This is a genomic window from Histidinibacterium aquaticum (assembly GCF_008710275.1).
Taxonomy (GTDB): domain Bacteria; phylum Pseudomonadota; class Alphaproteobacteria; order Rhodobacterales; family Rhodobacteraceae; genus Oceanicola; species Oceanicola aquaticus.
This window is the reverse complement of sequence record NZ_VYQE01000001.1, coordinates 367,389-390,772: the sequence shown is the minus strand read 5'-3', so window position 1 is coordinate 390,772 and position 23,384 is coordinate 367,389. Positions and strand designations below refer to the sequence as shown.

At 62.6% G+C, this 23,384-nt stretch carries 22 protein-coding genes; 19 read left to right on the top strand and 3 right to left on the bottom strand.

The window, feature by feature from the left end; all coding sequences use genetic code 11:
* The first annotated feature begins 58 nt into the window (after positions 1 to 58).
* From F3S47_RS19705 to F3S47_RS01930, 5 genes are all read left to right on the top strand, one after another.
* Positions 59 to 748 (top strand): dual OB domain-containing protein, encoded by a 690-nt coding sequence (locus F3S47_RS19705; protein ID WP_396279650.1) that lies wholly within the window; start codon positions 59 to 61, stop codon positions 746 to 748.
* A 6-nt stretch (positions 749 to 754) separates the two neighbouring features.
* Entirely contained in the window at positions 755 to 1,345 is a 591-nt protein-coding gene (locus F3S47_RS01945; protein WP_150443527.1) for a DUF488 domain-containing protein, read from the top strand.
* Positions 1,346 to 1,350: 5 nt separating this feature from the next.
* Complete coding sequence (locus F3S47_RS01940) at positions 1,351 to 1,785, top strand: DUF488 domain-containing protein (protein ID WP_223877686.1); 435 nt, start codon at positions 1,351 to 1,353, stop codon at positions 1,783 to 1,785.
* Positions 1,786 to 1,974: 189 nt separating this feature from the next.
* Entirely contained in the window at positions 1,975 to 2,694 is a 720-nt protein-coding gene (locus tag F3S47_RS01935; protein ID WP_150443525.1) for a hypothetical protein, read from the top strand.
* 314 nt (positions 2,695 to 3,008) lie between these two features.
* Positions 3,009 to 3,437, top strand: a complete 429-nt coding sequence (locus tag F3S47_RS01930) for a helix-turn-helix domain-containing protein (protein ID WP_150443524.1) — start codon at positions 3,009 to 3,011, stop codon at positions 3,435 to 3,437.
* Between the two features lie 156 nt (positions 3,438 to 3,593).
* On the opposite strand, the gene F3S47_RS01925 is transcribed toward F3S47_RS01930, so the two are convergent.
* Positions 3,594 to 4,649: a LacI family DNA-binding transcriptional regulator gene (locus F3S47_RS01925; protein ID WP_191090050.1), complete on the bottom strand. Its 1,056-nt coding sequence runs from the start codon at positions 4,647 to 4,649 to the stop codon at positions 3,594 to 3,596.
* Positions 4,649 to 5,419, bottom strand: a complete 771-nt coding sequence (locus F3S47_RS01920) for an enoyl-CoA hydratase/isomerase family protein (RefSeq protein ID WP_150443522.1) — start codon at positions 5,417 to 5,419, stop codon at positions 4,649 to 4,651. Before F3S47_RS01920 ends, F3S47_RS01925 begins: the two co-directional genes overlap by 1 nt.
* A gap of 252 nt (positions 5,420 to 5,671) precedes the next feature.
* On the opposite strand from F3S47_RS01920, the gene F3S47_RS01915 reads away from it, so the two are divergent.
* The 8 genes from F3S47_RS01915 to F3S47_RS01880 all read left to right on the top strand — a co-directional run bounded on the left by F3S47_RS01915 (position 5,672) and on the right by F3S47_RS01880 (position 15,653).
* Complete coding sequence (locus F3S47_RS01915) at positions 5,672 to 6,649, top strand: substrate-binding domain-containing protein (RefSeq protein WP_223877685.1); 978 nt, start codon at positions 5,672 to 5,674, stop codon at positions 6,647 to 6,649.
* Positions 6,650 to 6,713: 64 nt separating this feature from the next.
* Positions 6,714 to 7,703, top strand: a complete 990-nt coding sequence (locus tag F3S47_RS01910; RefSeq protein WP_150443521.1) for an ABC transporter permease — start codon at positions 6,714 to 6,716, stop codon at positions 7,701 to 7,703.
* 5 nt (positions 7,704 to 7,708) lie between these two features.
* Complete coding sequence (locus F3S47_RS01905) at positions 7,709 to 8,443, top strand: ATP-binding cassette domain-containing protein (protein ID WP_150443520.1); 735 nt, start codon at positions 7,709 to 7,711, stop codon at positions 8,441 to 8,443.
* A 10-nt stretch (positions 8,444 to 8,453) separates the two neighbouring features.
* Positions 8,454 to 10,001 (top strand): acyl CoA:acetate/3-ketoacid CoA transferase, encoded by a 1,548-nt coding sequence (locus F3S47_RS01900; RefSeq protein WP_150443519.1) that lies wholly within the window; start codon positions 8,454 to 8,456, stop codon positions 9,999 to 10,001.
* Positions 9,998 to 11,632, top strand: coding sequence for a GMC family oxidoreductase (locus F3S47_RS01895; RefSeq protein ID WP_150443518.1), 1,635 nt, complete (start codon positions 9,998 to 10,000; stop codon positions 11,630 to 11,632). The genes F3S47_RS01900 and F3S47_RS01895 overlap by 4 nt, the downstream gene beginning before the upstream one ends.
* Positions 11,613 to 13,127, top strand: a complete 1,515-nt coding sequence (locus F3S47_RS01890; protein ID WP_150443517.1) for an aldehyde dehydrogenase family protein — start codon at positions 11,613 to 11,615, stop codon at positions 13,125 to 13,127. The genes F3S47_RS01895 and F3S47_RS01890 overlap by 20 nt, the downstream gene beginning before the upstream one ends.
* Positions 13,128 to 13,129: 2 nt before the next feature.
* The gene (locus F3S47_RS01885) at positions 13,130 to 13,918 is read left to right on the top strand and encodes a shikimate dehydrogenase family protein (protein WP_191090049.1); all 789 of its coding nucleotides are present in this window, start codon (positions 13,130 to 13,132) and stop codon (positions 13,916 to 13,918) included.
* Positions 13,919 to 14,339: 421 nt separating this feature from the next.
* Positions 14,340 to 15,653 carry a hypothetical protein gene (locus F3S47_RS01880; RefSeq protein ID WP_150443515.1) on the top strand — a complete coding sequence of 438 codons (1,314 nt, stop codon included), beginning with the start codon at positions 14,340 to 14,342 and terminating at the stop codon, positions 15,651 to 15,653.
* 973 nt (positions 15,654 to 16,626) lie between these two features.
* Here F3S47_RS01880 and F3S47_RS01875 read toward each other — a convergent pair.
* Positions 16,627 to 17,349, bottom strand: coding sequence for a hypothetical protein (locus tag F3S47_RS01875; RefSeq protein WP_150443514.1), 723 nt, complete (start codon positions 17,347 to 17,349; stop codon positions 16,627 to 16,629).
* 210 nt (positions 17,350 to 17,559) lie between these two features.
* On the opposite strand from F3S47_RS01875, the gene F3S47_RS01870 reads away from it, so the two are divergent.
* The 6 genes from F3S47_RS01870 (at position 17,560) to F3S47_RS01845 (ending at position 23,352) form a co-directional block, all read left to right on the top strand.
* Positions 17,560 to 18,504 carry a tyrosine-type recombinase/integrase gene (locus tag F3S47_RS01870; RefSeq protein ID WP_150443513.1) on the top strand — a complete coding sequence of 315 codons (945 nt, stop codon included), beginning with the start codon at positions 17,560 to 17,562 and terminating at the stop codon, positions 18,502 to 18,504.
* Positions 18,505 to 18,700: 196 nt separating this feature from the next.
* Entirely contained in the window at positions 18,701 to 19,534 is an 834-nt protein-coding gene (locus F3S47_RS01865; RefSeq protein WP_150443512.1) for a MurR/RpiR family transcriptional regulator, read from the top strand.
* Between the two features lie 190 nt (positions 19,535 to 19,724).
* Positions 19,725 to 20,753, top strand: a complete 1,029-nt coding sequence (locus F3S47_RS01860; RefSeq protein ID WP_150443511.1) for a TRAP transporter substrate-binding protein — start codon at positions 19,725 to 19,727, stop codon at positions 20,751 to 20,753.
* Positions 20,754 to 20,780: 27 nt separating this feature from the next.
* Complete coding sequence (locus tag F3S47_RS01855) at positions 20,781 to 21,338, top strand: TRAP transporter small permease subunit (RefSeq protein WP_150443510.1); 558 nt, start codon at positions 20,781 to 20,783, stop codon at positions 21,336 to 21,338.
* Positions 21,335 to 22,633 (top strand): TRAP transporter large permease, encoded by a 1,299-nt coding sequence (locus F3S47_RS01850; protein ID WP_150443509.1) that lies wholly within the window; start codon positions 21,335 to 21,337, stop codon positions 22,631 to 22,633. The genes F3S47_RS01855 and F3S47_RS01850 overlap by 4 nt, the downstream gene beginning before the upstream one ends.
* Positions 22,633 to 23,352, top strand: a complete 720-nt coding sequence (locus F3S47_RS01845) for an aspartate/glutamate racemase family protein (RefSeq protein WP_150443508.1) — start codon at positions 22,633 to 22,635, stop codon at positions 23,350 to 23,352. Before F3S47_RS01850 ends, F3S47_RS01845 begins: the two co-directional genes overlap by 1 nt.
* Positions 23,353 to 23,384 lie beyond the last annotated feature (32 nt).

Sequence of the window (23,384 nt, the reverse complement as noted above, 5' to 3'; positions counted from 1 at the left end):
TGAGCATATAAACCTGTGTGCTCTGATTCGTGGTTGTTAAGGCGCGTTTTTCGCGCAGGTGAGTGGAGGCTGTGTTTTGACTACGAAAAGAATTGTTTGTTTGGCGAACTCTTTCCGCCCTGGTGGCTCATGTGTTGCGGGCATCGAGTTGGTAGATGGCGGTTTCGGTCCGTGGGTGCGACCGATCAGTCATCGAGCGAACGAAGCTATCAACGATGAGGAGCAGACGTGCACTGATGGAACGAGGTTATCGGTTCTGGATATTGTCGAAATTGACTTCGATGACCACCGTCCAGAAGGACATCAGACTGAGAACTGGTTAATAACGGAAGGCGCGCGGTGGCGTAAAGTAGGGCGCTTGGAAGCGGAAGAACTTGCCGGAGCCGTAGTGCCGGCGAATGCGCCCCTGTGGGGACCGGCAACAGGAACCTACAATGGCACTCGAGATCAGGTCCACAGGGTATCGGCGGAGAAATTGAATTCGTCGTTGACTCTAATTAGGCCAAGACGGGCGTCTATAGAGGTGCTCTATAATCCGTTCAAGGAGAAGAATCAGCTCTGGGTGAGTTTCAAGTGGAGTGATGTCAGGCACAAGATCCTGCTTACTGACCCGGTCCAGTTCGCCAGATATGATACGCAAGCGGGTGACGTTCACGATATACAGAAGCCGTTTATGTGCATTAGTTTGGCGAAAGTCTGGGAGGCGAGTGGGCACGCTTCGAAGCTCGTAGCCGGAATAGTAACTTAGGGCGTTATGAGGCAAGGAAACTCGATATTTACTGTGGGGCACTCCACGCATTCCATGGATAAGTTTTTGCAGTTGCTAAAGGCGCACCAGGTGACTGCAATTGCAGACGTCCGTTCGTCTCCATATAGCCGTCATGTTCCGCATTTCTCCCGCGAGACGCTCAGTGAAGCGCTCGCGGAAAATGGGGTAGCTTACGTCTTTCTCGGAAGAGAACTTGGAGCTCGCTCAAGAGACAATAGTTGCTACGTCAATGATGTCGTCAGCTATGACCGTCTTTCGAATACCTCTGAGTTTCAATCTGGCATCCACAGATTATTGGATGGTCGGAAGAGCTATCGCATTTCTTTGATGTGCTCGGAGAAAGATCCTACGGAGTGTCATCGGACGATATTGGTGGCAAAGCGTCTTGTTGAAATCGCTGTGCCTGTTGTCCATATTTTGGGAGATGGAAGTGTTGAGCCACATGAAGATACAATGCTTCGGGTCGCTGACATTCTTGGGATGCCACGAAATGATCTTCTTCGGTCGGAGCGGGATGTAATTGCTGACGCCTACAAGTTTCGTGAAAAGCAGATCGCGTATAGGCGGAGAGGATGAGTCATATGGTCCAAATTTATACAATAGGATTCACAAAGACTACTGCGGAACATTTCTTTGGCCGGCTGAAGCAGTCTCGCTCACGTCGTCTTGTTGACGTTAGGTTAAATAACGTATCGCAGCTTTCTGGTTTCGCGAAGCGCGACGACTTGAAGTTTTTTGCCCGCGAGATTTGTGACATGGGGTATGTGCATGTGCCCAACCTCGCGCCAACGAAGCCGATGCTTGACGCTTATAAGAAGGGCGACATGCCCTGGGCCGCTTATGAGGCGAGCTTTGAGAGTTTGATGGTGGAGCGAAAAATTGAAAAGCTTCGTGCCACTGATCTGGATGGCTGCTGCCTCTTGTGTAGTGAGGATACGCCTCACTTTTGCCACCGGCGGCTGGTGGCTGAATATCTTAGCAGGCATTGGGCAGGCGTCGAGATCATTCATCTGTAGCCATGTTCGACACGGCGAAGATGTGTGGTGTCGGGTGAGAAATCTTGTTCCTGAGGGTTGAGATTCATAGATCGGCACATATTTTTTTGGCCCTGATGCCATAGTGGATTAAGTGAATGGTTGCAGGATTCCGGAGTGAGTTCTTCTGGAACTATTGCTTCAGATTTTATCCAGCCAACCAATCTTGCTTTGTTTGCGGGACGCTGGCAGATCGAATACCTGCCGGGCACCTTCAACGTGGCCGGTATGGTGCAGCCAGAGCCGCCGAGCCCGACCGAGAGCTTCACCTTCCGGGTCGAGGGCGGCGCACTTCTGTCGGTCGGGCTGGAGCTGTTCGGCACGCCGGAGTTCCAGTTCATCCGTCCGGGCGGGGACGACGCCGTGAGCCTCGTATACGACGAGGCGCTGGATCTGTTCGCCCCAGCCGAATGTCCCGGTGGCACGCCCACGCTCTACGCCGACGGGGAAATGGTCACGCCGGACGGCACGCTCGACATGGACGTGTTCCTGAGCGTGAATAGTCTGGAGCGGATGCCGGGGGCCATTGTAGGCAACGTGGAGAACATGCTCTTCATCCGACGGCCTATCGTGCTGACGCGGCTCGACCCGGTCCTCGAGATGCCGGACGACTTGCTTCCGATGCCGGGCGACCCCAACTTTGAGCCTGGGGCGACCGACGACCTGCTGCCGATGCCGGGCGACCCGGACTTCGAGCCCGGGCCGGCGGACGACCTGCTTCCGATGCCGGGCGATGCGGACTTCGAGCCGGGGCCGGCGGACGACCTCCTTGCGATGCCAGGCGACCCCGACTTTGAGCCTGGGGCGACCGACGAGCTGCTCCCGATGCCGGATGACCCGGACTTCGAGCCGGGGCCGGCGGACCACCTGCTTCCGGTGCCAGGGGACTGACCGCGGCACGAGGGACCTCCTCCAGCTCCCGAGTGGCTTCGGTCTCGCTACAGCACCTTTGTATGATAGGTGGCCCGGGCATTTGCATCTTATGGAATTGACCCTCCAGAAGTCGCCGATCCCGATAGAAGCGGTCGCCTGCCTCTGCGTTGTTGCTGCGTGCGACTGGCTCGCGTTCGAGCTTTCGGCGTCGGTGGGCGTTGGGGCATCCGTGCGGCCCAAGCGTAGGAACTCTCCGTCGCGAGGGCGCCTAGCCCGCGGACCCGACGCGACCTTCTAACACAGCTTCATCAACTCAATGAAGCGAGGCCCGCATGACCGACACTACCAGTCCCACCGCCCTTCTGATCGCCGACGCCATCGAGGCGTCTGGTAAGACCCAGCGTGAGATCGCGACAGAGATGGGCTTCGAGCGAGCCAATGTGATCTCGATGATGAAGAGTGGAGACATGCGAATTCCACTTGAGCGCATCCCGGCCTTCGCAGCCGCGACCGGCGTCGATTCCGAGAGCCTGCTGAAGTCAGCCATGCTGGAATATATGCCAGAGACTTGGAACGTGGTAGCGAAGTCCAAGAGGGCTGCTGGTCCTGCTGCGCTGGTTCCCGAGGCGCAGATCAACATCCGAGGCCCCGCGCCCGTCATCGAGCGGTTCAAGCACCTTTGCGCTGAAGACCGTCGAACCTACCCCGAGATGCTAGAGCTGCTCCTGATTGCTGCAGGTCAGATGTCTAATAGGGCATGATCGGGCTGCGGGTGACACGACCCAAGGTTCGGACCTTGAGCGGCAACTGAGACCGGGACTGCTCCTTGAAGGGGCTGTCTGGCCTCTAGGACTTCGCGCGAATAGTTGCGGTGGTTCGGTGTCAGACACCGCACTCAGATGCTCTTGGGTCGGCGGTTAGCGGGGATTGCGATTTCTAGTGGGGGAGTTGCTCTGCCGTGGTGCCTCGCTTGACTCCCTTAGGACTAGCTCTGGTGACTGGACGCGTCGCAAGATGGGCCTGTCTGCCGATTTTATCCTGTCGATCACCAGGTTTGCGGCCTCCGTTCCAATCAAGCGAGGGCGAAGCGAAACAGTGGAAAGGGTGGGGTGGGACATCTCTGCCTCGGGCATCCCGTCAAAGCCGATCAGCGCCATGTCGCGACCGGGCTCCATTTCGTTCCGTCGCAAGCCGTGCATCACCGAGATGGCCACGAAGTCGTTGTAACAGAGTGCGGCCGTTGGTGGGTTTGGCAGGCCGAGCACCTTCTCGACGTCGGCCACACCGCTCTGCCTGCTCGGGCGACTCTCGACTACGAGTTCGGGATCGAAGGTGATGCCGGCCTGCTGCAGAGCCTTGAAATATCCCGCCACGCGATCGTCTCTCGATGGATTGCCGCGCTCGCCACCGAGAAAGGCGATGCGTTCGTGGCCCAGTTCCAAGAGCTCGTTGGTGGCTAGCTCGGCGGCACGGAAATTGTCGGGGCCGGAGAAGTCGAACCGATCATCGGGAAAGGGGCGGACGGCAATGCAGACCGGGACCCGCTGCGTGTGCAGCCGGTCAAAGGTCTCTCGTGGCGACCCCGTGGCCGGGCAGATGATCAGCCCTGCCACCCCGTGCTCGACAAGCGATGTGCAGAGCTTGTTCTGGCGTTCGGGGTCCTCGTTGGACTGAACGAGATAGACGAAAAAACCCTCCCGGTCTGCCGCTTCCTCTATTGCGGCCGTCAGCTCCGTGAAGAAGGGATTCATCAGGTCGTTGATGATGAGCCCGATCGCCTGGGAGGTCTGAGTTCTCAGGTTGGCCGCGCTCCGATTGTAGGTGTAGCCGAGGGCGTCGATGGACGCTTTGACCTTGTCGACGGTGGCCTTTGAAATCCGAGAGCTGCCGCGAAGGACAAGCGAGACGGTAGACCGCGACACGCCGGAATGACGTGCGATGTCGTTGATTGTGACGCGGTTCTCTGAGCGCACTATCGTCCTCCGAAGACCGGGTCGCGCTTGTCCTTCAGGGCAGAAATGCCCTCCTTCAGGTCTCCGGTGGATTGTGTCGCCATTCCGGCCAGCATTTCCAGTGTCTGAGGCAGACCTTCGCCAGCCCGGCCGTCGATGACCTGCTTCGCGATCTGCACGGCGATCGGCGCGCGCGCAGCGATCTCCGTGGCTCGCTGCTTGGCAGCGGTCAGAGCGTCGCCCTCCTCGCAGAGCGTGTTGACGAGCCCCCACTGCGCCGCGGTCTCGGCATCGATGCGCTCGGCTGCAAGGATCATCTGCTTTGCGCGGGCCCGTCCGGCTATCTCGGTCAGGCGCTGCGTGCCGCCCCATCCCGGCACGGTGCCAAGCGAGGTTTCGGGGAGGGCGAGGATCGTGCCTCGCTCGGCGATCCTCAGGTCCGCTGCTAGCGCCAGCTCGAGCCCGCCGCCGAAGGCCATCCCGTGAAGCGCGGCGATCACGGGAAGGCGGCACCCGGCGACTGAATCGAAAGCCCGATGACCGCCCTTGATCCACCTGGTCCGGAACTCTTCGGGCGTAAGGGCGGACCAGATGTTGATGTCTGCGCCGACCGAGAAGGCCTTGCCCTCGGAGTGGATCACCAGGGCGCGTAGATCGGGCGACACTTCGGCGCGATCCACCGCTGCGGCAATCTCCTCCAGCATGTCGGGCGTCAGAGCGTTGAGCTTCTCAGGGCGAGAGAGGCGCAGAAGGCCTATGGGCCCGTCGGTTTCGAAAGTGACAAGTGACATCGCTGGGTTCGGCTCCGCCAAGTGATGTTGGATCGTTCTATCAAGATAGATAGAGGAGAACTCGGAATTTGGCAACATTCCGAGTCGCCTTGGTTCGTCCGAGGTCGGTTCTTGGGTCTGAGCCCTGCTTGTAAGGCATTGAAAAAGATATTGGATGCAATCTACCAGGCGCCTTAGATTGACACGAGAGCCGCCGAGGGCGTATTAGGTAGATCGTTCTAACAAGAACTCTGATCCTAGGGAGGACTAGTCGTGAGGAACTTCAAGAACACGGCAGCGCTGGCTGCCCTCTTCGTCGCCGGGGCGACGGCGGTCAGCGCGCAGGATGACGGGCTGCTCTACGGCGCGATCCTGAAGACGCCGGCCAACCCGCACTGGAACGCCATGACCCAGGGCATCGAGGACGCCGCAGCGAGCGCCGATGGCGTCGAGGTGGTGGTTTCGACCGTGGCCAACGAGGGCGCGGCGGAGCAGCAGCTCAACAATTGCGAGACAATGTTGCTGCGGGAGCCCGACGCCCTGATCGTCGGCGCGATCAACTCCAACATTCTTTTGCCCTGCCTTCAGCGCGCGTCGGAGCAGGGCATCGACATCGTCGATCTCGATTATAACCTCGATCGCGAGATCGCAGAGGGTGCCGGAGTCGACGTGACCTTCACTGCCGGTAACGACGGCCATGACACCGGCGCTGTCGGTGCCGAATTCGTTGCCGAGCAGCTCGGCGAGAACCCGTCCGGCCCAGTCCTTGTGATTGAGGGCCTGCCGGGCAACCCAGTAGGGGCGTCCCGAGGCGAGGGCTTTCGTCAGCGGCTCGCCGAAATCGCCCCTGATCTCGAGGTCACGACCCTGAACGGTGACTGGGATCGCGGCAAATCGGCGAACATCGCTAACGACATCCTGCAGCGGAACCCGAACCTGCAGGCTGTCTTTGCCGCCAACGACACGATGGCGCTGGGCGCGACCGAGGCGCTGCTGGCGGCCGGCCGCGACGACATCGTCGTGGTGGGCGTGGACGGCAGCTCCGACGCCATCGAGTCCATCCGCTCGGGACGCATGACGGCGACCGTGGCGCAGTTCCCCTACCTCGTCGGTCATCGCGCGGTCGAGCTGCTCAACCAGATCAACATGGAGGGAGCCGAACTCGACAGCTACCAGTCGACCGGCCAGTCGGTCATCACTCAGGAAGCTCTCGAAGAGGGCACCGACGAGATGATCCAGTATCTCCGCTGAGCCAAACCTCCGGTGCTGCCGATTTCTTCGGCGGCGCCATCCAAGCCAATCCACGGAGCCTTCGATGACCACCGCGAACAGCGCGTCGGCCGGCGCATCGACCAAAAAAACCGTCGTCATCCGCAACAAGGGTGCACTGAGGATCGAGTCGCTGATCGTCCTCGCGTTGCTCGTGGTCGTGATGTCCTTCGCCTCCCCATTCTTCTTCACCCTGCCGAACATCTTCAACGTGATCCTGGCGACCTCGACGATCGGGATTCTCGCCCTGGGCGCGACCTTTGTCATCGGGTCGGCCGGCATCGACCTCTCCGTGGGGTCGCTCCTCGCCTTCGCCGGCGTCGTCGGCGCCTTCAGCGTGGCGGCGCTCGGCCTTCCCTGGTGGGTCGCGATCTTCGCCGCGCTCGCGGCGGGCACCTTCGCTGGATGGATCAACGGGCTCGTCATCACTTACGGACATGTCCCGGCCTTCGTGGTGACGCTGGGCATGATGGGCGTGGCGCGCGGCGTCGCGCTGCTGATCACCGACGGCCAGGCGATCTACGGACTGCCCGAGCCTCTGATCTGGCTGGGGCAGGGGCGTCCCTTCGGCATCCCGGTGCCTGCCATTGTCTTTCTCGTCATGGCCGTCGTCCTTCACCTGCTACTCAGCTACACGCGCTTCGGTCGGCACACGCTGATCATCGGCGACAACGAGCGTGGCGCGCGCGCCATGGGCGTTCCCGTCCGGTCGCTGCGCATCAAGATCTACATGCTGTCGGGGCTCATGGCCGGTCTGGCCGGCCTGCTGACCACCGCCCGGGTAAACGCGGGCGATCCGACCGCCGGGATGACCTTCGAGCTCTCCGCGATCACCGCAGCAATCATCGGTGGGACAAACCTCTTCGGCGGACGCGCCACCATTCTCGGGACGGTCATCGGCGCGCTGATCATGGGCGTGCTCCAGAACGGCCTCAACCTGCTGGCGATTCCGTCGTTCTGGCAGGAAATCTCGATCGGCGTCGTTCTCGTCGCGGCCGTTTGGCTCGACCAGTTCGCCAAGCGCCAGAAGGAGTAAGGCAGATGCTTCAGATCACCGACGTCAAAAAGAATTTCGGGCCCGTCGAAGTCCTCCGCGGCGTCTCCTTCGGCCTCGATGCCGGCGAGTGCGTGGCGCTGGTAGGCGACAACGGCGCGGGCAAGTCGACGCTGATGAAGATCATCACCGGCGTCTACACCGCGAGCTCGGGCGAGGTAACACTGGCCGACCGGTCCATCACCGGGACGGCGCCAGGCGAGATCCGCGAGCTGGGGATCGAGATGATCTACCAGAGCCTTGAGCTGGCCAGCCAACAGGACGTCACCGCCAACATCTTTCTAGGGCGCGAACCTACGCGGAAGATCATGGGCTTCCAAACCGGCGTGATCGACTTCAAGTCGGCTCGGGCTCAGGCCGAGGAGATGATCGAGCAACTCGGCGCTCGTCTGCCCTCCGTCGACATCCAGGTCGGCAACCTTTCAGGCGGGCAGCAGCAATCGGTCGCCATCGCGCGAGCACTGACCTTCTCTCCGAAGGTCGTCATCATGGACGAGCCCACCGCAGCGCTCGCCGTCCGCGAGATTCAGCACGTTCTCGACCTGATCAAGGAGCTCAAGAGCCGCGGCATCGCCGTCATCCTCATCAGCCACCGCCTGACGGACGTCTTCGAGGTGGCAGACCGGATCGTAGCCCTGCGCCAGGGCGTGGTGATCGCGGACGAGCGCACCGAGGACACGACGATGCAGGATGTGGTCGCACACATCGTTGGCGCGCACTGAGGGGCTGAAGATGAAGACCGTCAACAACGCCGCCCTTCGCGATCTTGTCTCCAACCTGCCCGATGGCGCCACCGTCGCCATCTCCGGCGCAGGCGGCGGACTGCTCGAGCCCGACGAGGCCTTCAAGGCCTTCGAGGATGCCTTTCACGATGCCGGCCGTCCCCGGGGCCTCACTCTGGTTCACGCGCTCGGCATGGGCGACCGCAAGGAAAAAGGCGTCAACCGTTTCGCCTACGAGGGCATGGTCAGGCGCGTGATCGGGGGGCACTGGGTCTGGTCGCCGCGGATGTTGGACCTCGCTCAACGTGACCGGATCGAGGCCTACTGCCTCCCCTCCGGCGTGCTCACCCACCTCTTCCGGGAGATCGGCGCGAAGCGCCCCGGTCTCTTCACCCACGTTGGTCTCGGAACCTTCTGCGATCCCCGCCTGCAGGGCGGGCGCTGCAACACGGCGGCGCAGGAGCCCATCGTCGAGCTGATGGAAATCGACGGCAAGGACGTGCTGAGATACTTGCCGTTCAAGGTCGACGTCGCCGTCATTCGCGGCACGGCCGTGGATGCGAACGGCAACATCACTGCCCGGGACGAGCCCGCCGATCTCGACAGCTACGCCATCGCGCTCGCCGCAAAGGCATCGGGCGGCATCGTCATCGCCCAGGTGCGCGACCAGGTTGAGGTGGGCGACATCCGTCCGCGCGAGGTCACCGTCCCCGGCAAGCTGGTGGACTACGTTCTGCCCGCACCCGAGCAGACGCAGACCTATCATGGTCCCTACAGCCCCGCGCTTGCGGGCCTCTCCGACGGCAGCGAGCAATTCCAGACCATGCCGGAGCATCACCTAGTCCGGCGCATCGTAGCCGAACGGGCCGCGCAGGAGCTGGTGCCGGGCGCGACCATCAACTTCGGCTTCGGCATGTCGGCAGGGGTCGCGGAGATCGTCGCTCGGCGTGGTGAACGGTCGAACTATTGGTTTACCATCGAGCAGGGGATCCACGGCGGGCAGCTTCTGACCGGCGATCTCTTCGGCATCGCTGCCCATCCCGCGGCGATCCTCTCCTCGGCGCAGCAGTTCGACCTCTATTCCGGCGGACTACTCGACCAGACCTATCTGGGACTGGCCGAAATGGATGCGCATGGATCGGTCAACGTCTCGCACTTCGGAGGCCAGGTCAGTGGTCCGGGCGGCTTCATCGACATCAGTCAGGGCGCGCAAAGGATCGTTTTTTGCGGCTCCTTCGACGCGAAGGGGGCGCGGGTCTCCGTGGAGAACGACAAGCTCCGCATCGATCGGCATGGCGAAGTGCAGAAGCTCGTTCCGGAAGTCGGCGGCGTCACTTTCAGCGGTGCGGAAGCCATCCGGCGCGGTCAGCGGGTGACCTACATCACGGAGCGCGCGGTCTTCGAGCTGACGCCCGAGGGCGTGGAGCTCACCGAATTGGCGCCAGGGATCGATCTGAAGGCCGACGTGCTCGACCGCATGGGGTTCACGCCCATCGTGCACGACCCGGTCCGCATGGAGGTCGAGCTCTTCCGCGACATTGCAGAGAAAGCGGCATGACCTCGAAGACGACTTACGACTACATCATCGCCGGGGGAGGTTCGGCCGGCTGCGTCCTCGCGGCGCGTCTCTCCGAGAGCGGGGCCGAGGTTCTTCTCCTCGAGGCGGGCTACGGCGACAGCCATCCGTTGATTCACGTGCCTGCGGGCTTCACCAAGCTCTCGGGTCCTCGGGTCAACTGGGGCTACAGCACAGTGCCACAGAAGCATCTCGATAACCGGGAAATGTGGTATCCGCAGGGTAAGACTCTAGGGGGCGGATCGTCGATCAACGCGATGATCTACACCCGCGGCCATCGCGCAGACTACGACGAGTGGTCGGAACTCGGAGCCGAGGGATGGTCCTACGCCGAGGTGCTGCCCTATTTCCGCAAAGCCGAGGACAACGCCCGGCTCTGCAATGCCTACCATGGTGTCGGTGGTCCACTGCGGGTCTCCGATCCGATCAGCCCGCTGCCGATCACCGCAACCTTCATCAAAGCCGCCCAGCAGGCCGGTCTGCCCTACAGTCACGACTTCAACGGCGCCGAGCAGGAGGGGGTCGGATACCACCAGACCACAACCCGGGACGGACGCCGGGGCAGCGCCGCGGTGTCCTACCTGCGCCCCGCACGCAAGCGAAAGAACCTCACAGTTCTCACCAGAATGCAGGTGCGACGCATCCTCATCGAGAAGGGCCGCGCGACCGGAGTCGAATACCGCTCCCACAAGGGTCAGCCAGGGACGGCTCATGCCCGAAAGGAAGTCATCGTCACAGCGGGGGCCATCGGCTCGCCTAAACTGATGATGCTCTCCGGTCTCGGCCCGGCGGCGCATCTCAAGGAGCACGGGATCGAGGTGAAGGCAAATATCGCCGGGGTCGGCGAGAACCTTCAGGACCATCTGGATTGCTACACGGTCTACGACATGAACGGCCCGCATTCCTACAATGGGTCCGACCAGTATATCCGGCAGGCCGGTTGGGCGCTCCAATACCTGCTCTACAAGAACGGCCCGGTTACCACGAATATCGTGGAGGCCGGGGCATTTGCGCGTGTAGACCCCAAATACGACCGTCCCGACATCCAGTTGCACTTCCTGCCAGCCTACGTGGTCGACCACGGGATGATGCGGATCAAGGGATACGGCGTCAGCCTCTATTCCAACCTCCTGCGGCCCAGGTCACGGGGCACGGTGCGATTGTCCAGCGACCGGGTGGAGGATGCGCCCCTCATCGATCCCAACTACCTCGCGGACCCCTACGACCGGAAAATGGCCATCGAGGGCCTGAAGCTGGCGCGGGAGGTGATGAACCAGCCCGCCTTTTCGGACTTCGTCGCGCGCGAGAGGATGCCTGGTCCCGACGTCCAGACGGACGAAGACCTCGCCGCTTACGTCCGTCAGTGGGCAAAGACGGACTACCACCCGGTCGGCACCTGCAAGATGGGGACGGACCCGATGTCCGTCGTGTCGCCGGAGCTCAAGGTGCACGGCATCGAGGGCCTGCGAGTCTGCGACAGCTCGGTGATGCCCACCGAAATCAGTGCGAACACAAACGCGCCCACGATCATGATCGCGGAAAAGGCGGCGGACATGATCCTGGGGCGTTCCCCCGAACCGAAGGAGACCTTCCATGAACGCCCCGCTCACTGACCTCTCGCGGATCGAAGTGCGCCGCTATGAGCAGCTTATCGATGGCAAACTCGGCGAAAGCGTCTCCGGAAAGCGGTTTACGCGCGAGAGCCCCGCCCACGGCGTAACCGTCGGGGACTATCCGCTGGGGGACGTGGAAGACGCCGAAGCGGCGATTGCCGCGGCCCGGAGGGCCTTCGATCGCGGGGATTGGCCCCGGATGTCGGGCAAGGAGCGGTCCCTGGTGCTCGATCGGATTGCTGACAGGATCGCTGAGAACGCCGAGGAACTTGCGCGGATGGATGCGCTCGAAAGCGGCAAGCCGATCTCGCAGGCCCGCGGCGAATTACAAGGAGCCGAAGATCTCTGGCGCTTCGCCGCCGGTCAGGCCCGGTCCCTGCACGGCATCGTCCCCTCCGGCCTTGGAGAACACATGCTGGGTCTCATCGAGCGAGAGCCAATCGGCGTCGTCGCGATGATCACACCCTGGAACTTCCCCTTCGTGATCCTGAGCCAGAAGTTGCCCTTCGCGCTTGCGGCGGGGTGCACAGTCGTCCTGAAGCCGAGTGAGCTGACACCCGGCTCCACGCTGAGATTTGCCGAACTTCTCGAAGGGACTGGCCTGCCAGACGGAACGGTCAACATCACTGTGGGCTACGGCAATACCGTCGGACAGCGCTTCGCCGAACACGACGATGTCGACATGATCTCCTTCACCGGCTCCACCGAGGTTGGCCGGACGGTGTCGCGAGCCGCCGCCGGGAACCTCAAGAAGGTGGCCCTCGAACTGGGTGGCAAAAACCCCCAGATCGTTTGCGCCGACGCCGATATTGAGGCTGCGGCGGACGCGGTCGTCTTTGGCGTCTTCTTCAACGTCGGCCAGTGCTGCAACTCCTCGAGCCGCCTCATCGTCGAGCGCTCCGTCGCGGACCGATTCCAGCAGAAGCTCGAAGAGCTGACGGCGCGGGTGCCGGTGGGCGATCCGCTCGACCCGGAGACCAAGGTCGGGGCGATCATCAACGAAGACCAACTCTCCAAGATCGAAGGCTACATCACCTCGGCCGAAAAGGACGGCGCCCGGGCGCTGTGCGGTGCCAGGCGTCTCAAAACCGAGGCGGGCCGCTTCTACGCCCCGACGCTTATGGCGGGCGTGACGCCGGAGATGGCGATCGCGCGGGAAGAGGTCTTTGGGCCGGTGCTCTCGATCCTCACCTTCGACACCCTAGACGAGGCCATCGGCATCGCGAACGACACCCAATACGGGCTGTCCGCCGGGATCTGGACGAACGACCACGACCGAGCACTCACCGCCGCCCGCGACCTTCGTGCCGGCACGGTGTGGGTGAACTGCTGGATGGACGGCTTCGCGGAAATGCCCTTTGGCGGTGTCCGGCAGAGCGGGCAGGGTCGCGAGCAGGGGGCCCAGGCGATCGAGGAATTCACCGAGATGAAGTCCGTTCTCTTTCACCGCGGCCCGCGTGCGGACCGCTGGGTGCCCGACGCGAAGGCAGGCTGACAGTGGCCCAGCGGCTCTACGGGATCATCGGGTATCCGATCGGCCAGGCTCGCTCGCCCGAGGTCTTCAACGACCTTCTCCGGCAGGCCGGAGAGGATGCGGTCATGATGCCGCTCGAGGTTGCACCTGAGAGATTCGAAGACTGTCTCGACGGGCTCCGCGCGATTGCGAATTTTGCCGGTCTCGTCGTGACTGTTCCTCACAAGCTCGCCGCGGCGCGCATCGCCTCGAGGCGCAGCAAGAGGGTCGAGCGTGTCGGAGCCGCCAACTTACTCCGTCCTGTTGCTGAAGGGTGGGAGGCGGACCTCTCCGACGGGATCGGGTTCGTCGCCGGGCTGCGTGCGTCCGGGCACAGCGTCGAGGGGCAGTTCGTGTCAGTGGTAGGGGCGGGGGGCGCCGGTGTCGCGATCTCCGAGGCCCTACTATCGGCGGGCGCGAGGGTCTCGATCACGGACATCGACGGGAAGAAGGCGAGCGAGGCAGCTCGGCGGCTTTCCTCGGTCGGTCACATCGAGGTTCGGAAGCCCAGTCTCGAGCACTCCTTGGTCGTGAATGCGACGCCGGTAGGTATGGCCGGGGATCCGCAATTGCCGCTCAATCTCGATGATCTCGGCCCGGCCGCCCTCGTCGCTGAGGCAATCATGAAGCCGCCGGTCACGCCACTCCTAAAGGAAGCCGCGCGTCGTGGGCACAGCATCCACGAGGGATCGCACATGTTGGATGGGCAGGTGCCTGCTATCTGGGATTTCTTGGGCATGTCCTGCCAGCCGGCAGTCCAGGAGGTGAAGTAGCGCTCCTTTCAGCCAGGACCCTCTTGGAGCCAAGGATCGGTCAGTGGCCCGCAGGTCAAGCTGGGACAGCTCCTCTAAGTTCGCGCCGGCCGACTAGGACATCGCGCGAGGCGTGAGAAGGGTCAGATGCGTTCCGAAGCGCGGCCGTAGAGGCTGCGAGCGCGCGCTGAGCGCGATCTCCTCGTGCTTCCTTCACTCCTCTGCCTAGCCGACAAGATGGCTATCAGCGCGAGGAATGCAGTTGCCGTAAGGTCAGCTTTGTTGCCGGCGATCGACGACTTGTATCGAGCCCCCCGCCTTCATAGCTGTTTTGGCTGAAGCAGGGCCGGCTACGCCTCTGGCTTCATGGGACCATCCAACTCAGATCTCACCGCAGGCACCGCCAACGCGGGGCTTCTGCTGCAGAATATAGAATGGCTCCATGAAAGACAGCTTACGCGTGCGCGCGCCCACTGATGAAACCCACTGCAAGCAAGTCCAGATTGCGACCAGCCGCACGCATGACGCGGATGCCCTCGCCGCAGAGGACCTCCGAGTTGACTACCGGCTCTGTCCGACCGGATCTCCTCAACGCGTTCTTCGGGATCGGCTCCGCGCCGAACCGGACATCGATTTGAAGCTCTACAAGTGCGCAGCCGTCTTCGACTGGCTGGACATCGCGGTCCTTTGTAGCGACCTGGTTTCGGCAAAGGCGGTGCATCGCGCGATCAAGCGTCGAGGGCCTAAGATCTGGATCAGCGGCCCGGAGAGAAAGAAGCACTACCATGGCGATGTGATCGTTGCCCGGCTGCAAGATCCGACCAGGGCGAAAGTGTCGGAGCTTTGCCAGCATCTCAGCGAAGCAGTCGCTGAACAGGGCGCCGCGGTGATCTCAACGCCGCAGCTCTTCGGGATGGAGCTGGCGATCGACTTTTACGTCCGGCACGCACGCGAGCTGTCCGATCTCGAGTTAATCGGGCGGCGTGCGCGCATGTCGGACTTGCTGCGGAAGCTCTTCGCCATGCCGGGGGTGTTTCGTGACCCCGAGTTGCTTGGGACTTGTCAAGATTGGCCGCGCTTCTGTGATGGACGACCAGGTAAGGGCCATCTGTTCCAAGAGCGGATCGGTGAAGGGACGCGGTCGATGAATGACTGCGAGCGGTTGCTTCGTGCCGCCGGGACGCCCTTCTTCCATCAAAGAGTGCCGCTGAACAGCACACTCTACTTCGGCGCGAAGAGCCGGCCCATCCGTTACCGTCTCCAGGACAAGATCAGCGACAACCGGAAGTCTGAGGAGGACTACGATCCGCTGCCACTGAAGGAACGGCGGTCGAGGATCGAGGTCTCGCTCGTGAACAAGGACTGGGAGGAGGAAGGACTTCTTGGCGCACTCGATCTACGGGATGTCGCCGACCTACACGGCTTCAAGCCGGACACGCTCCGCAAGGCATTCTTCAACTTCAGCCTGCCTACGTTCGGCGTGACCGAAGCAAACACGCCGGACCTGAAGGAGTGGTCGATCTTCGAGAGAACGGGTGTGACGGGCTTGGACCTCTATCACCGGTCTCGGAACGAGCAGGAGAGAGCGAAGACACTGCACCGCAGAGGGAGCCGAGCCCCTACGCCGCGCGTTCTAGAAGAGAAGGGGAGGCTGATGGCCTACTCTCAGCTGAACGACATGGTGCGCCGTGCTATGAGCAAGACAGTGGAGGCGTATCTTGGTGAAGAGCCTCTGGCTCTCCGTCTTGCTGCCTGAGGAGCTCTAGGTCGATCGTGGCTGTGTCTAGTAATACTCAGAAGCAGCGGCACGGCTGAGAACGCTCCCTGAGCGCGAGGTCAGCTTGGTCAGGGGCGTTTTCTACAAGGTGGAAATGCCCCTGGCCGTGGCCCTGCTTCGAGGATCAGCTGCTGCTCCCTCTCGTCGCAAAAAGTTGCGAGATCGCCCTGCGATAGGGAGCTGGAGTGACGGTCTCCTAGTGCTTGGCGGCAGATGCCGGTCGTTCGTGTCGGCCACGTCCGGCCGGAACTGGCACGCAGAAGTCGCGGCGATGTTGCTCGGGCCACCCGGGTGCCCGCGAGCAGCGAGGGAGGTGTGACCTTCTGCTCGACGGGGCGGAGCGAACAGGTGCCGCGACTGTGGTGAGCATGGCCCGCCCCGAAGCTGTGGGAAGACTTTCTGCCTTCATCAAGAGCTGATTTGCGCGATGGCCACGGCCACGAAGCCTGGACTGATCTCCAAGAGTCACCGGGAGAACTCGCGAGATCGATGAAGGGCTGCACTTCCGAACGCCCTCTCCTTGGATAGCGACGCGTCTGATCCCGCGGTCCTCGTGCCGACAACCGCCGCAAGTGTCGTCTCCTCCCTCTTGGAGCCCGTCTCGCGGTTGCTTCCACACGCCTGACGATCGGGCAGGGGTCCCCCGACTTAGGTATGCTTCTGAGGCTCTGTGGTTGCGTCCGTGGTGAGCGACTCGTGCGCTTCCTAATGAAGGGTAGCGGAGCGAACGAGGAGCTCGCCTACGCGCGTTTCCCGCGAGCCGACGGATAGCGCGGCTCGGTCATCTGCCTTCCTGGCGCTGAGGGCCCACACGTGCCCTCGGTTCAAACTTGCTCTCAGGCTGCGTGAGGTCGCGCTAGGTGCGCGGGATGGGTCACTCCTATGCGAGGGTAGCGGAGCGAGCGAAGGGCGCGCCTACGAGCGGTTCTCGCGCGAAGCGTTCGGTCATGTGTCAGGCTTCGTCTCGATCGGACTTCGAGAGGCGGGCGAGGGCGCGGTGCACGGATGAAACGCTCCACGAAGAGCCGCGCGCCGTCTTGATCCCACGTCTGTTCGCTTCGTCCGCCACGGCCTGCAGTGTGGGCGTTCCCACGGCAGCTGCGAGATCGTCTCGAACATCGGCGATCGCGCGGGCCGCGGCGTTCGCAGCCAGGGTTCGAGAGTTGGTCGACGCAACCGTTGCAGCGCTGGTCTGCCTCTGACGCGCCTGAAGTGATCTAGGTCTGCGGTAGGCTTTCTTGTTGTAGATGAACCTTGCGGTTCCGTAGCCGTGGAGGACGAGCCCTGCTTCGGCAGTCGTGCAATTCGCCAGCACCTTACCCTGCCGGAGCCCAAAGAGGTGCTCGTTATGCCGTGAAACCTCCGCGAAGAAGTCGGGCTTCGCTCGGTCGTCGCATCCCCGAAAAAGGCGGTTGAGATCATCCATCAACACGACATGTCCTTCGGCGAGCTGACGGCAGAGCTCGAGCGCTGAGGCAAGTGCCGGCAGTTCTTCGAGACGCGACCAAGTTCTGCGATAGTCGTAGAGGACCGCGAAGTCCGTGATCTTTCTTTCCTCCAGATAGCACTTGAGATTGCGTTTCTGCTGTCGAGCGGCGGAGTGGCCCGCGATCCCGTCCGCGGGCCGGGGGCCATGGCTTAGCAGGATGTAGGCGCCAACGAGTCGTCTGGGCATGAAATTCCATTAACGTTGTTACAACGTGAGATCATAGGCTCATGGATCCCCAAAGGAAAATGCCAAAATCGTTCGGGGACCCGTGGGGGGCTGGTAGGGCCTAAGGCCGGACGGGCAGGAAATCTTCAAGCAGGAGATGGGATTACGCCCGACGGACGTCTGGTGGTCGAGTATACTGCGAGCAGAAAACATCAAGATGGAGAGCCCACCATGTCCCGCCCGCGCACGATCGCCGACGCCTGCCAGAGCTGGCTCAAAACCTGCGAGCGCAACGAGCTCGAGAGTGGCACGCTCAAGGCCTACCGCAGTCACGTGCGAATCCACATTGACCCAAAGATAGGTCATCTTCTGGTCGCGGAGCTCACGCGGTCTGACGTCAAGGACTTCATCGACGACATGCTCGATGCGGGCGTCTCCCAGACCCAGGTGCGCAAAGTCATGGTGAGCCTGAGGGCGGTTCTGGCTGAGGCTGTCGACCGGGAGTGGGTGGATCGGAACGTAGCATCTGATGTGAAGCTCAAGCGCCGCAGTGGGCGCCACGACAAGGACAAGGTGATCCCGACCAAGGCGGAGATCAGGATGATCCTCGATCGGGCGCCGACGTCACACAGAGCGATGTTCGTCGCTGCGATCTTCACCGGAATGCGCATCTCGGAGCTAAGAGGGCTAACCTGGGCGGCGGTGAATTTCGAGACGAGGACGATCCGGGTCTTTCAGCGAGCTGACGAAAGGTGCGAGATCGGACCCCCGAAGAGCCGGGCGGGTCTGCGCACGATCCCCATGGCTCCGATGCTGCTCAATACGCTTCGAGCTTGGAAGCATAGCGCGCCGGCAAGCGACCTCGATCTGGTGTTCCCGAACGGGAAGGGCAGGGTCCAGAACTACGCGAACATCTACAACAGGGTGTTCAAGCCAATGCTGGTCGATCTCGACATCGTCGATGAGGACGGTGACGCCCGGTTCGGTATCCACTCGCTTCGTCACGCGGCGGCGTCGCTCTTCATCGAACAAGGCTGGACGCCGAAGAAGATCCAGACCCTGCTCGGACATGCTTCGATCACTCTGACAATGGATACCTACGGCCACCTCTTCGAGAATGCCGAGGAAGACGTCGCGATGTTCGAGAAGCTGGAAAGCGATCTGCTCGCTGCGTGATCCAGCCAGGCTTCAGATCGTGCCTCGTGCAACTCTTGTGCCCGGTCCGTTGCCGGACCCGTGCACGCGGTGACGAGACTATCCGTTTCGATCTCGAATCGTTAACGGTTCACCAAGATCCATTCACTTCATGAAATGGATGAGACCCAGGTCGTGCGTCGCCGCAAGAGGGTCTGGTTTGATTTTGGGGTCCAAGATGTCGGACAGATCGTTCCTCTCGCGCGTCCGTGGCGTGCTGCCGTCGCTTCACCCAGCCGAGCGCAAGCTTGGCGAATTGGTGCGGGACTTTCCCGGAGAGCTAGCCAGCTACTCCGCGACCGAACTCGCGGAACTCGCCGGCGTGTCGAACGCCACTGTGACCCGGTTCGTCCGCCGACTGGGGTATTCCTCCTACGACGAGGCCCGGCGCCATGCGCGCGAGGACGGCGCGAGCGGGTCGCGGCTCTATCTCGGCCACGTGACCGGTGAGGTGGTCCGTGAGCCCGGGACTTACGCCGAAGCCGACATCCGCAACCTTCGCAACACGCTCGACCCCATCGGCGGGGGCGAGGTCGACCGCCTCGCGCGAGCCATCCTCGACGTGCGGAAAGTCTGGGTTGTCGGCTTCCGATCAGCCAATCCGCTGGCCGCCTACCTGCAATGGCAACTGACCCAGGTAGTTGAGAACATCGTTGCGGTCCCTGGAGCGGGGCAGACGCTCGGGGAGCATCTCGCCAGCATCACGCAGGACGATCTCGTCATCGTCTTCGGGTTGCGCAGGCGCATCGCCTCGTTTGAGACGACCGTGGGCGCAGTAGCCGACACCGGCGCACGGATCGCCTACATCACCGACGAGAGCGTGACCGAAGCAGAGGGCGCGGATTGGCACTTCCGCTGCAGCACCGAATCTCCAGGTTCGCTCTTCAGTCACGTCGGCGTCATGGCACTGCTGAACCTGATCGCGAATCGCACGATCGACACTGCCGCCGAGGCGGGGCGACTGAGGCTCAACCGCATCGAGACCTTCAACGAACGGCTCGGCGAGCTCTAGGCGCCGCTCGCAGGCCGCCTCATTTTCTCGCAGGCGGATCAAGACGCAGGCACCGCTTCCTTCGAGGGGAGAAAATATGTTTTCCTGATCCGGATATATTTGCCGCGTTGTGAAAATTCATTTTCTTATGAGTGATGGCAGACCGGCGTCGACCGCCGGCCTCGCTGGCTCAACAGAGAGGAACCGACACATGCGCACGATCTTTGCAACTGCAGCCGCTGCTTGCATCGCAGCCACCGCCCAGGCCGACACCACGACGCTTCGAGTGCTCGGCCAGCCCGTGGGCTCCGGTCTGATCCAGCAGCAGAAGGAACAGCCGTTCTTCGAAAACCTGGCCGAGACCTCGGGCATGGACATCGAGGTCGAATATTTGCCGGTGGACGTGGCGGGAATCCCCGACACCGACGGCATGCGCGTCCTGCGGACAGGGCTCTTCGACATCGTCTCGGTCCGCGGTCCGCAGGTCAGTCGAGATGAGCCGGCGATGCTCGGTCTCGACCTCGTGGGTCTGAACCCCGATTACGAAAGCGGCCGGGTTCATGCCGACGCCTTTCTCCCGGTTGTAGACACGGCAGTGCAGGGCCGTTTCAATGCGAAGCTCCTCGGCGTCTGGCCAGCCGGACCGCAGGTGATCTTCTGCAAGCCGGAGATCTCCGGCCTCTCCGATCTTGAAGGCCTGAAGGTCCGCGTCGGCGACCAGTCCGCCGCGGCCTTCGTCGCCCAATTCGGCGCGACCGGCGTTCCGCTGCCCTTCGGGGAAGTCCAGCAGTCGTTGTCGCGCGGCGTCGTAGACTGCGCGATCACTGGGCCAGCGTCCGCGAACTCGGCCGGCTGGCCCGAAGTCACGACCACCGTGCTGCCGATCGCGCTGCAGCTCGCCATGAACGGCTATGCGATCAACCTCGACACCTGGAACAGTCTCGACGAGAGCACTCAGGTGCAGCTCGAGGAGTCGATCGACAGCCTTGTGAGTGAAATCTGGGCCTACTCCGAAGAGCTTTATTCCGACGCGATGAATTGCAACACCGGGCAGGAGCCCTGCGAGCACGGAACGCCATACTCCCTGACCTCCGTTCCGGTCTCCGAAGAGGACCTCGCGGCGGTCTCCGGCGCGCTGGTCGAGAGCTCGCTACCGGCCTGGACCGAGCAGTGCAACGCGGTCAACCCGGACTGCGAAGCCCTCTGGATGGAGACCGTCGGCGCCGAACTCGGCCTCTAAACCTCAGCCAGCAAGGGAGATCGCCCGATGCAGACGTTTTCGAGACTCTGCGCGATTGCCTTCGGTGTGATGATGACGGCGCTCTGCGTCGTCATCGCCATCGAGACGGTCCTGCGCAAGCTCTTCAATCACTCGCTGGCGGGTGTCGACGAGTTGTCGGGCTATGCCATCGCCATCGGCGCGCCGCTCTGTTTCGCAGTCGCGGCGGTCGAACAGAGCCACATCCGCATCAATCTGCTTCACATGCGCATGCCGCGGGGCCTCAAGGCCGCGACTAACCTAATGTCGGCCCTCGCCCTCGCAAGCCTCGCGATCTTCCTTGCCGTATTCACCGTGGGGACCGTCCGGGAAACACAGCTCTTCGGCTCGGTCGCCCAAACACCCTGGATGACGCCGCTGATTTGGCCGCAGGCCGCTTGGCTCTTCACCACCGGCGTCTTCACCATCGCATCATTGCTACTCGCCCTCCGGGCCTGCCGGCTTGCTCTGCAGGGGCGGACCGACGCCCTGTTGCGCGACTTCGGGCCTGACTCCGTCGAGGACGAGCTCGAAGCGGAGCTTTCGGACTTGGAGGCCCGGGCATGAGCATGACCGTCATCGCGACAGGCTTCGCCTGCATGCTTCTCCTCATGTTCCTGTCCCTGCCGGTGGCCGTCTCGATTCTGTCGGTCGGCGCGCTAGGCGGCTACCTCGCCTATGGAATGCCGCTGGTCGAGACCATGGGCGGTGTCGTCTGGGGGACGCTAAACAACCCCGTCATGACTGCGATCCCGCTCTTCATGCTGCTGGGAGAGCTGCTCCTGCGGGGTGGTATTGCCGATAAGATGTTCGACGCCCTGGCTGTATGGCTCGGTCGCCTGCCGGGCGGTCTCCTGCATACCAATATCGGGACCTGCGCGCTCTTCTCGGCGACCTCCGGCTCTTCTGTCGCAACGGCGGCGACGGTCGGGACTATCGCTCTCCCGGCCCTCGGTGAACGAAACTACCCCGTGCGCCCGGCGCTGGGCACGCTTGCGGCGGGCGGCACGCTCGGCATCCTGATCCCGCCTTCGGTCAACCTGCTGGTCTATGGCTCGCTCGCCAACGTCTCGGTCGGCCAGCTCTTCATTGCCGGCATCCTTCCCGGTCTTCTGCTCACGGTCCTGTTCTCGGCCTACGTCGCCTTCCGCTACCCGGACGCGGGCCGCGCCTCGGCCCAACCCGAAATCGACTCCGCGGAAAAGCGGCGGCTGCTCGGCCACCTCGTGCCGCCGGCCATCATCTTCTTCATCGTCATGGGCTCGATTTACGGCGGTCTCGCGACGCCGACCGAAAGCGCCGCGCTCGGCGTCATAGCGGCGTTCTTCTTCGTCTGGCGCAACGGCAAGCTGACCTGGCGCCTGCTCGAGGCCTGCTTCATCCAGTCGGCGCGGACAACGGGCATGGTCGTCCTCGTCATCGTCTGCGCGCTTCTGCTGAACGTGACGCTCTCGATGACCGGAGGCACCCAGGCCGTGACCCGCTGGGTTGCCGACCTCGGCCTCAGCTTCACTGCGCTAATGTTGCTGCTCGTGGTCTTCTACGTGATCCTCGGCATGTTCATGGACGCGATGTCTATGCTGGTGCTTACGGTCCCCATCGCGGTGCCAATGATCACGGCCCTCGGGGCCGATCCGGTCTGGTTCGGCGTCTTCGTTGTCGTCATGTGCGAGATCGCCCTCATCACGCCGCCGGTCGGCATGAACCTCTTCGTCGTGCAGGGCATCCGGAAGGGCGGCGGCGACTTCAACGACGTGGTGAAGGGTGCGTTGCCGTTCACCCTTATCATGATCGCCTTCGCCGGGCTCCTGATCTTCGTGCCAGGCGTCGCGCTCTTTCTCCCCGGACTGGGAGCTCAATGATGAACGAGAGCAGGTATCTCACGAAGTTCGAGCCGACACGGACCCGCCGGATTCTGGTCGTCAATCCTAACAGCAACCGGGGTCTGACCGCCTTGGTGCAGGAAGCCGCGGACCGTGTGGTAGGTCAGGGCACCGTCGTCGATGCCGTGAACCCCGACGGCGGTCCGCTTTCGATCGAGACTCTCGACGACCGGAGCAGGGCGGAGCCCCTGGCGATCGACCTGCTGGCGCGTCACCACGGCTACGATGCCTACGTCATGGCCTGCTTCGACGACATTGGCATCGGCAGTGCTCGGCGCTTTCTGCGGGCGCCCATCGTCGGAGCCGTCGAGGCGTCCGTCTCGCTCGCCCGACTCTACGCACCGAGGTTCGGGATCGTCACGACGGTGGAGTCCATGGTGCCCGGCATCAGGGCGCTCACCCGAGAACTAGGCGTCGCCGACCGCTGCTCCGTTCGGGCCTCGGGGGTCGGGGTTGCCGATGCCGCTTCTGCGGTGTCGGACGCGGACGCCCGGATCGATGCCGCAATCGAGGCCGCCCGCAACTACGACGGAGCGGAGGTCATCATCCTGGGCTCCGGTGGTCTCGCCGGGCGGGCAGAGGCGTTGATCCGCCGCCACGGGATCCCGGTCATCGACAGCATCGAGGCTGCAATAAGCCTTGGCGAGCTCGCGGCGGCGTCCTCCTGCCGAATGCGGGGTTATCGACCAACTAGTTGAGCCGATCGTCAAATAGCAGAAGGCTGCGCGTC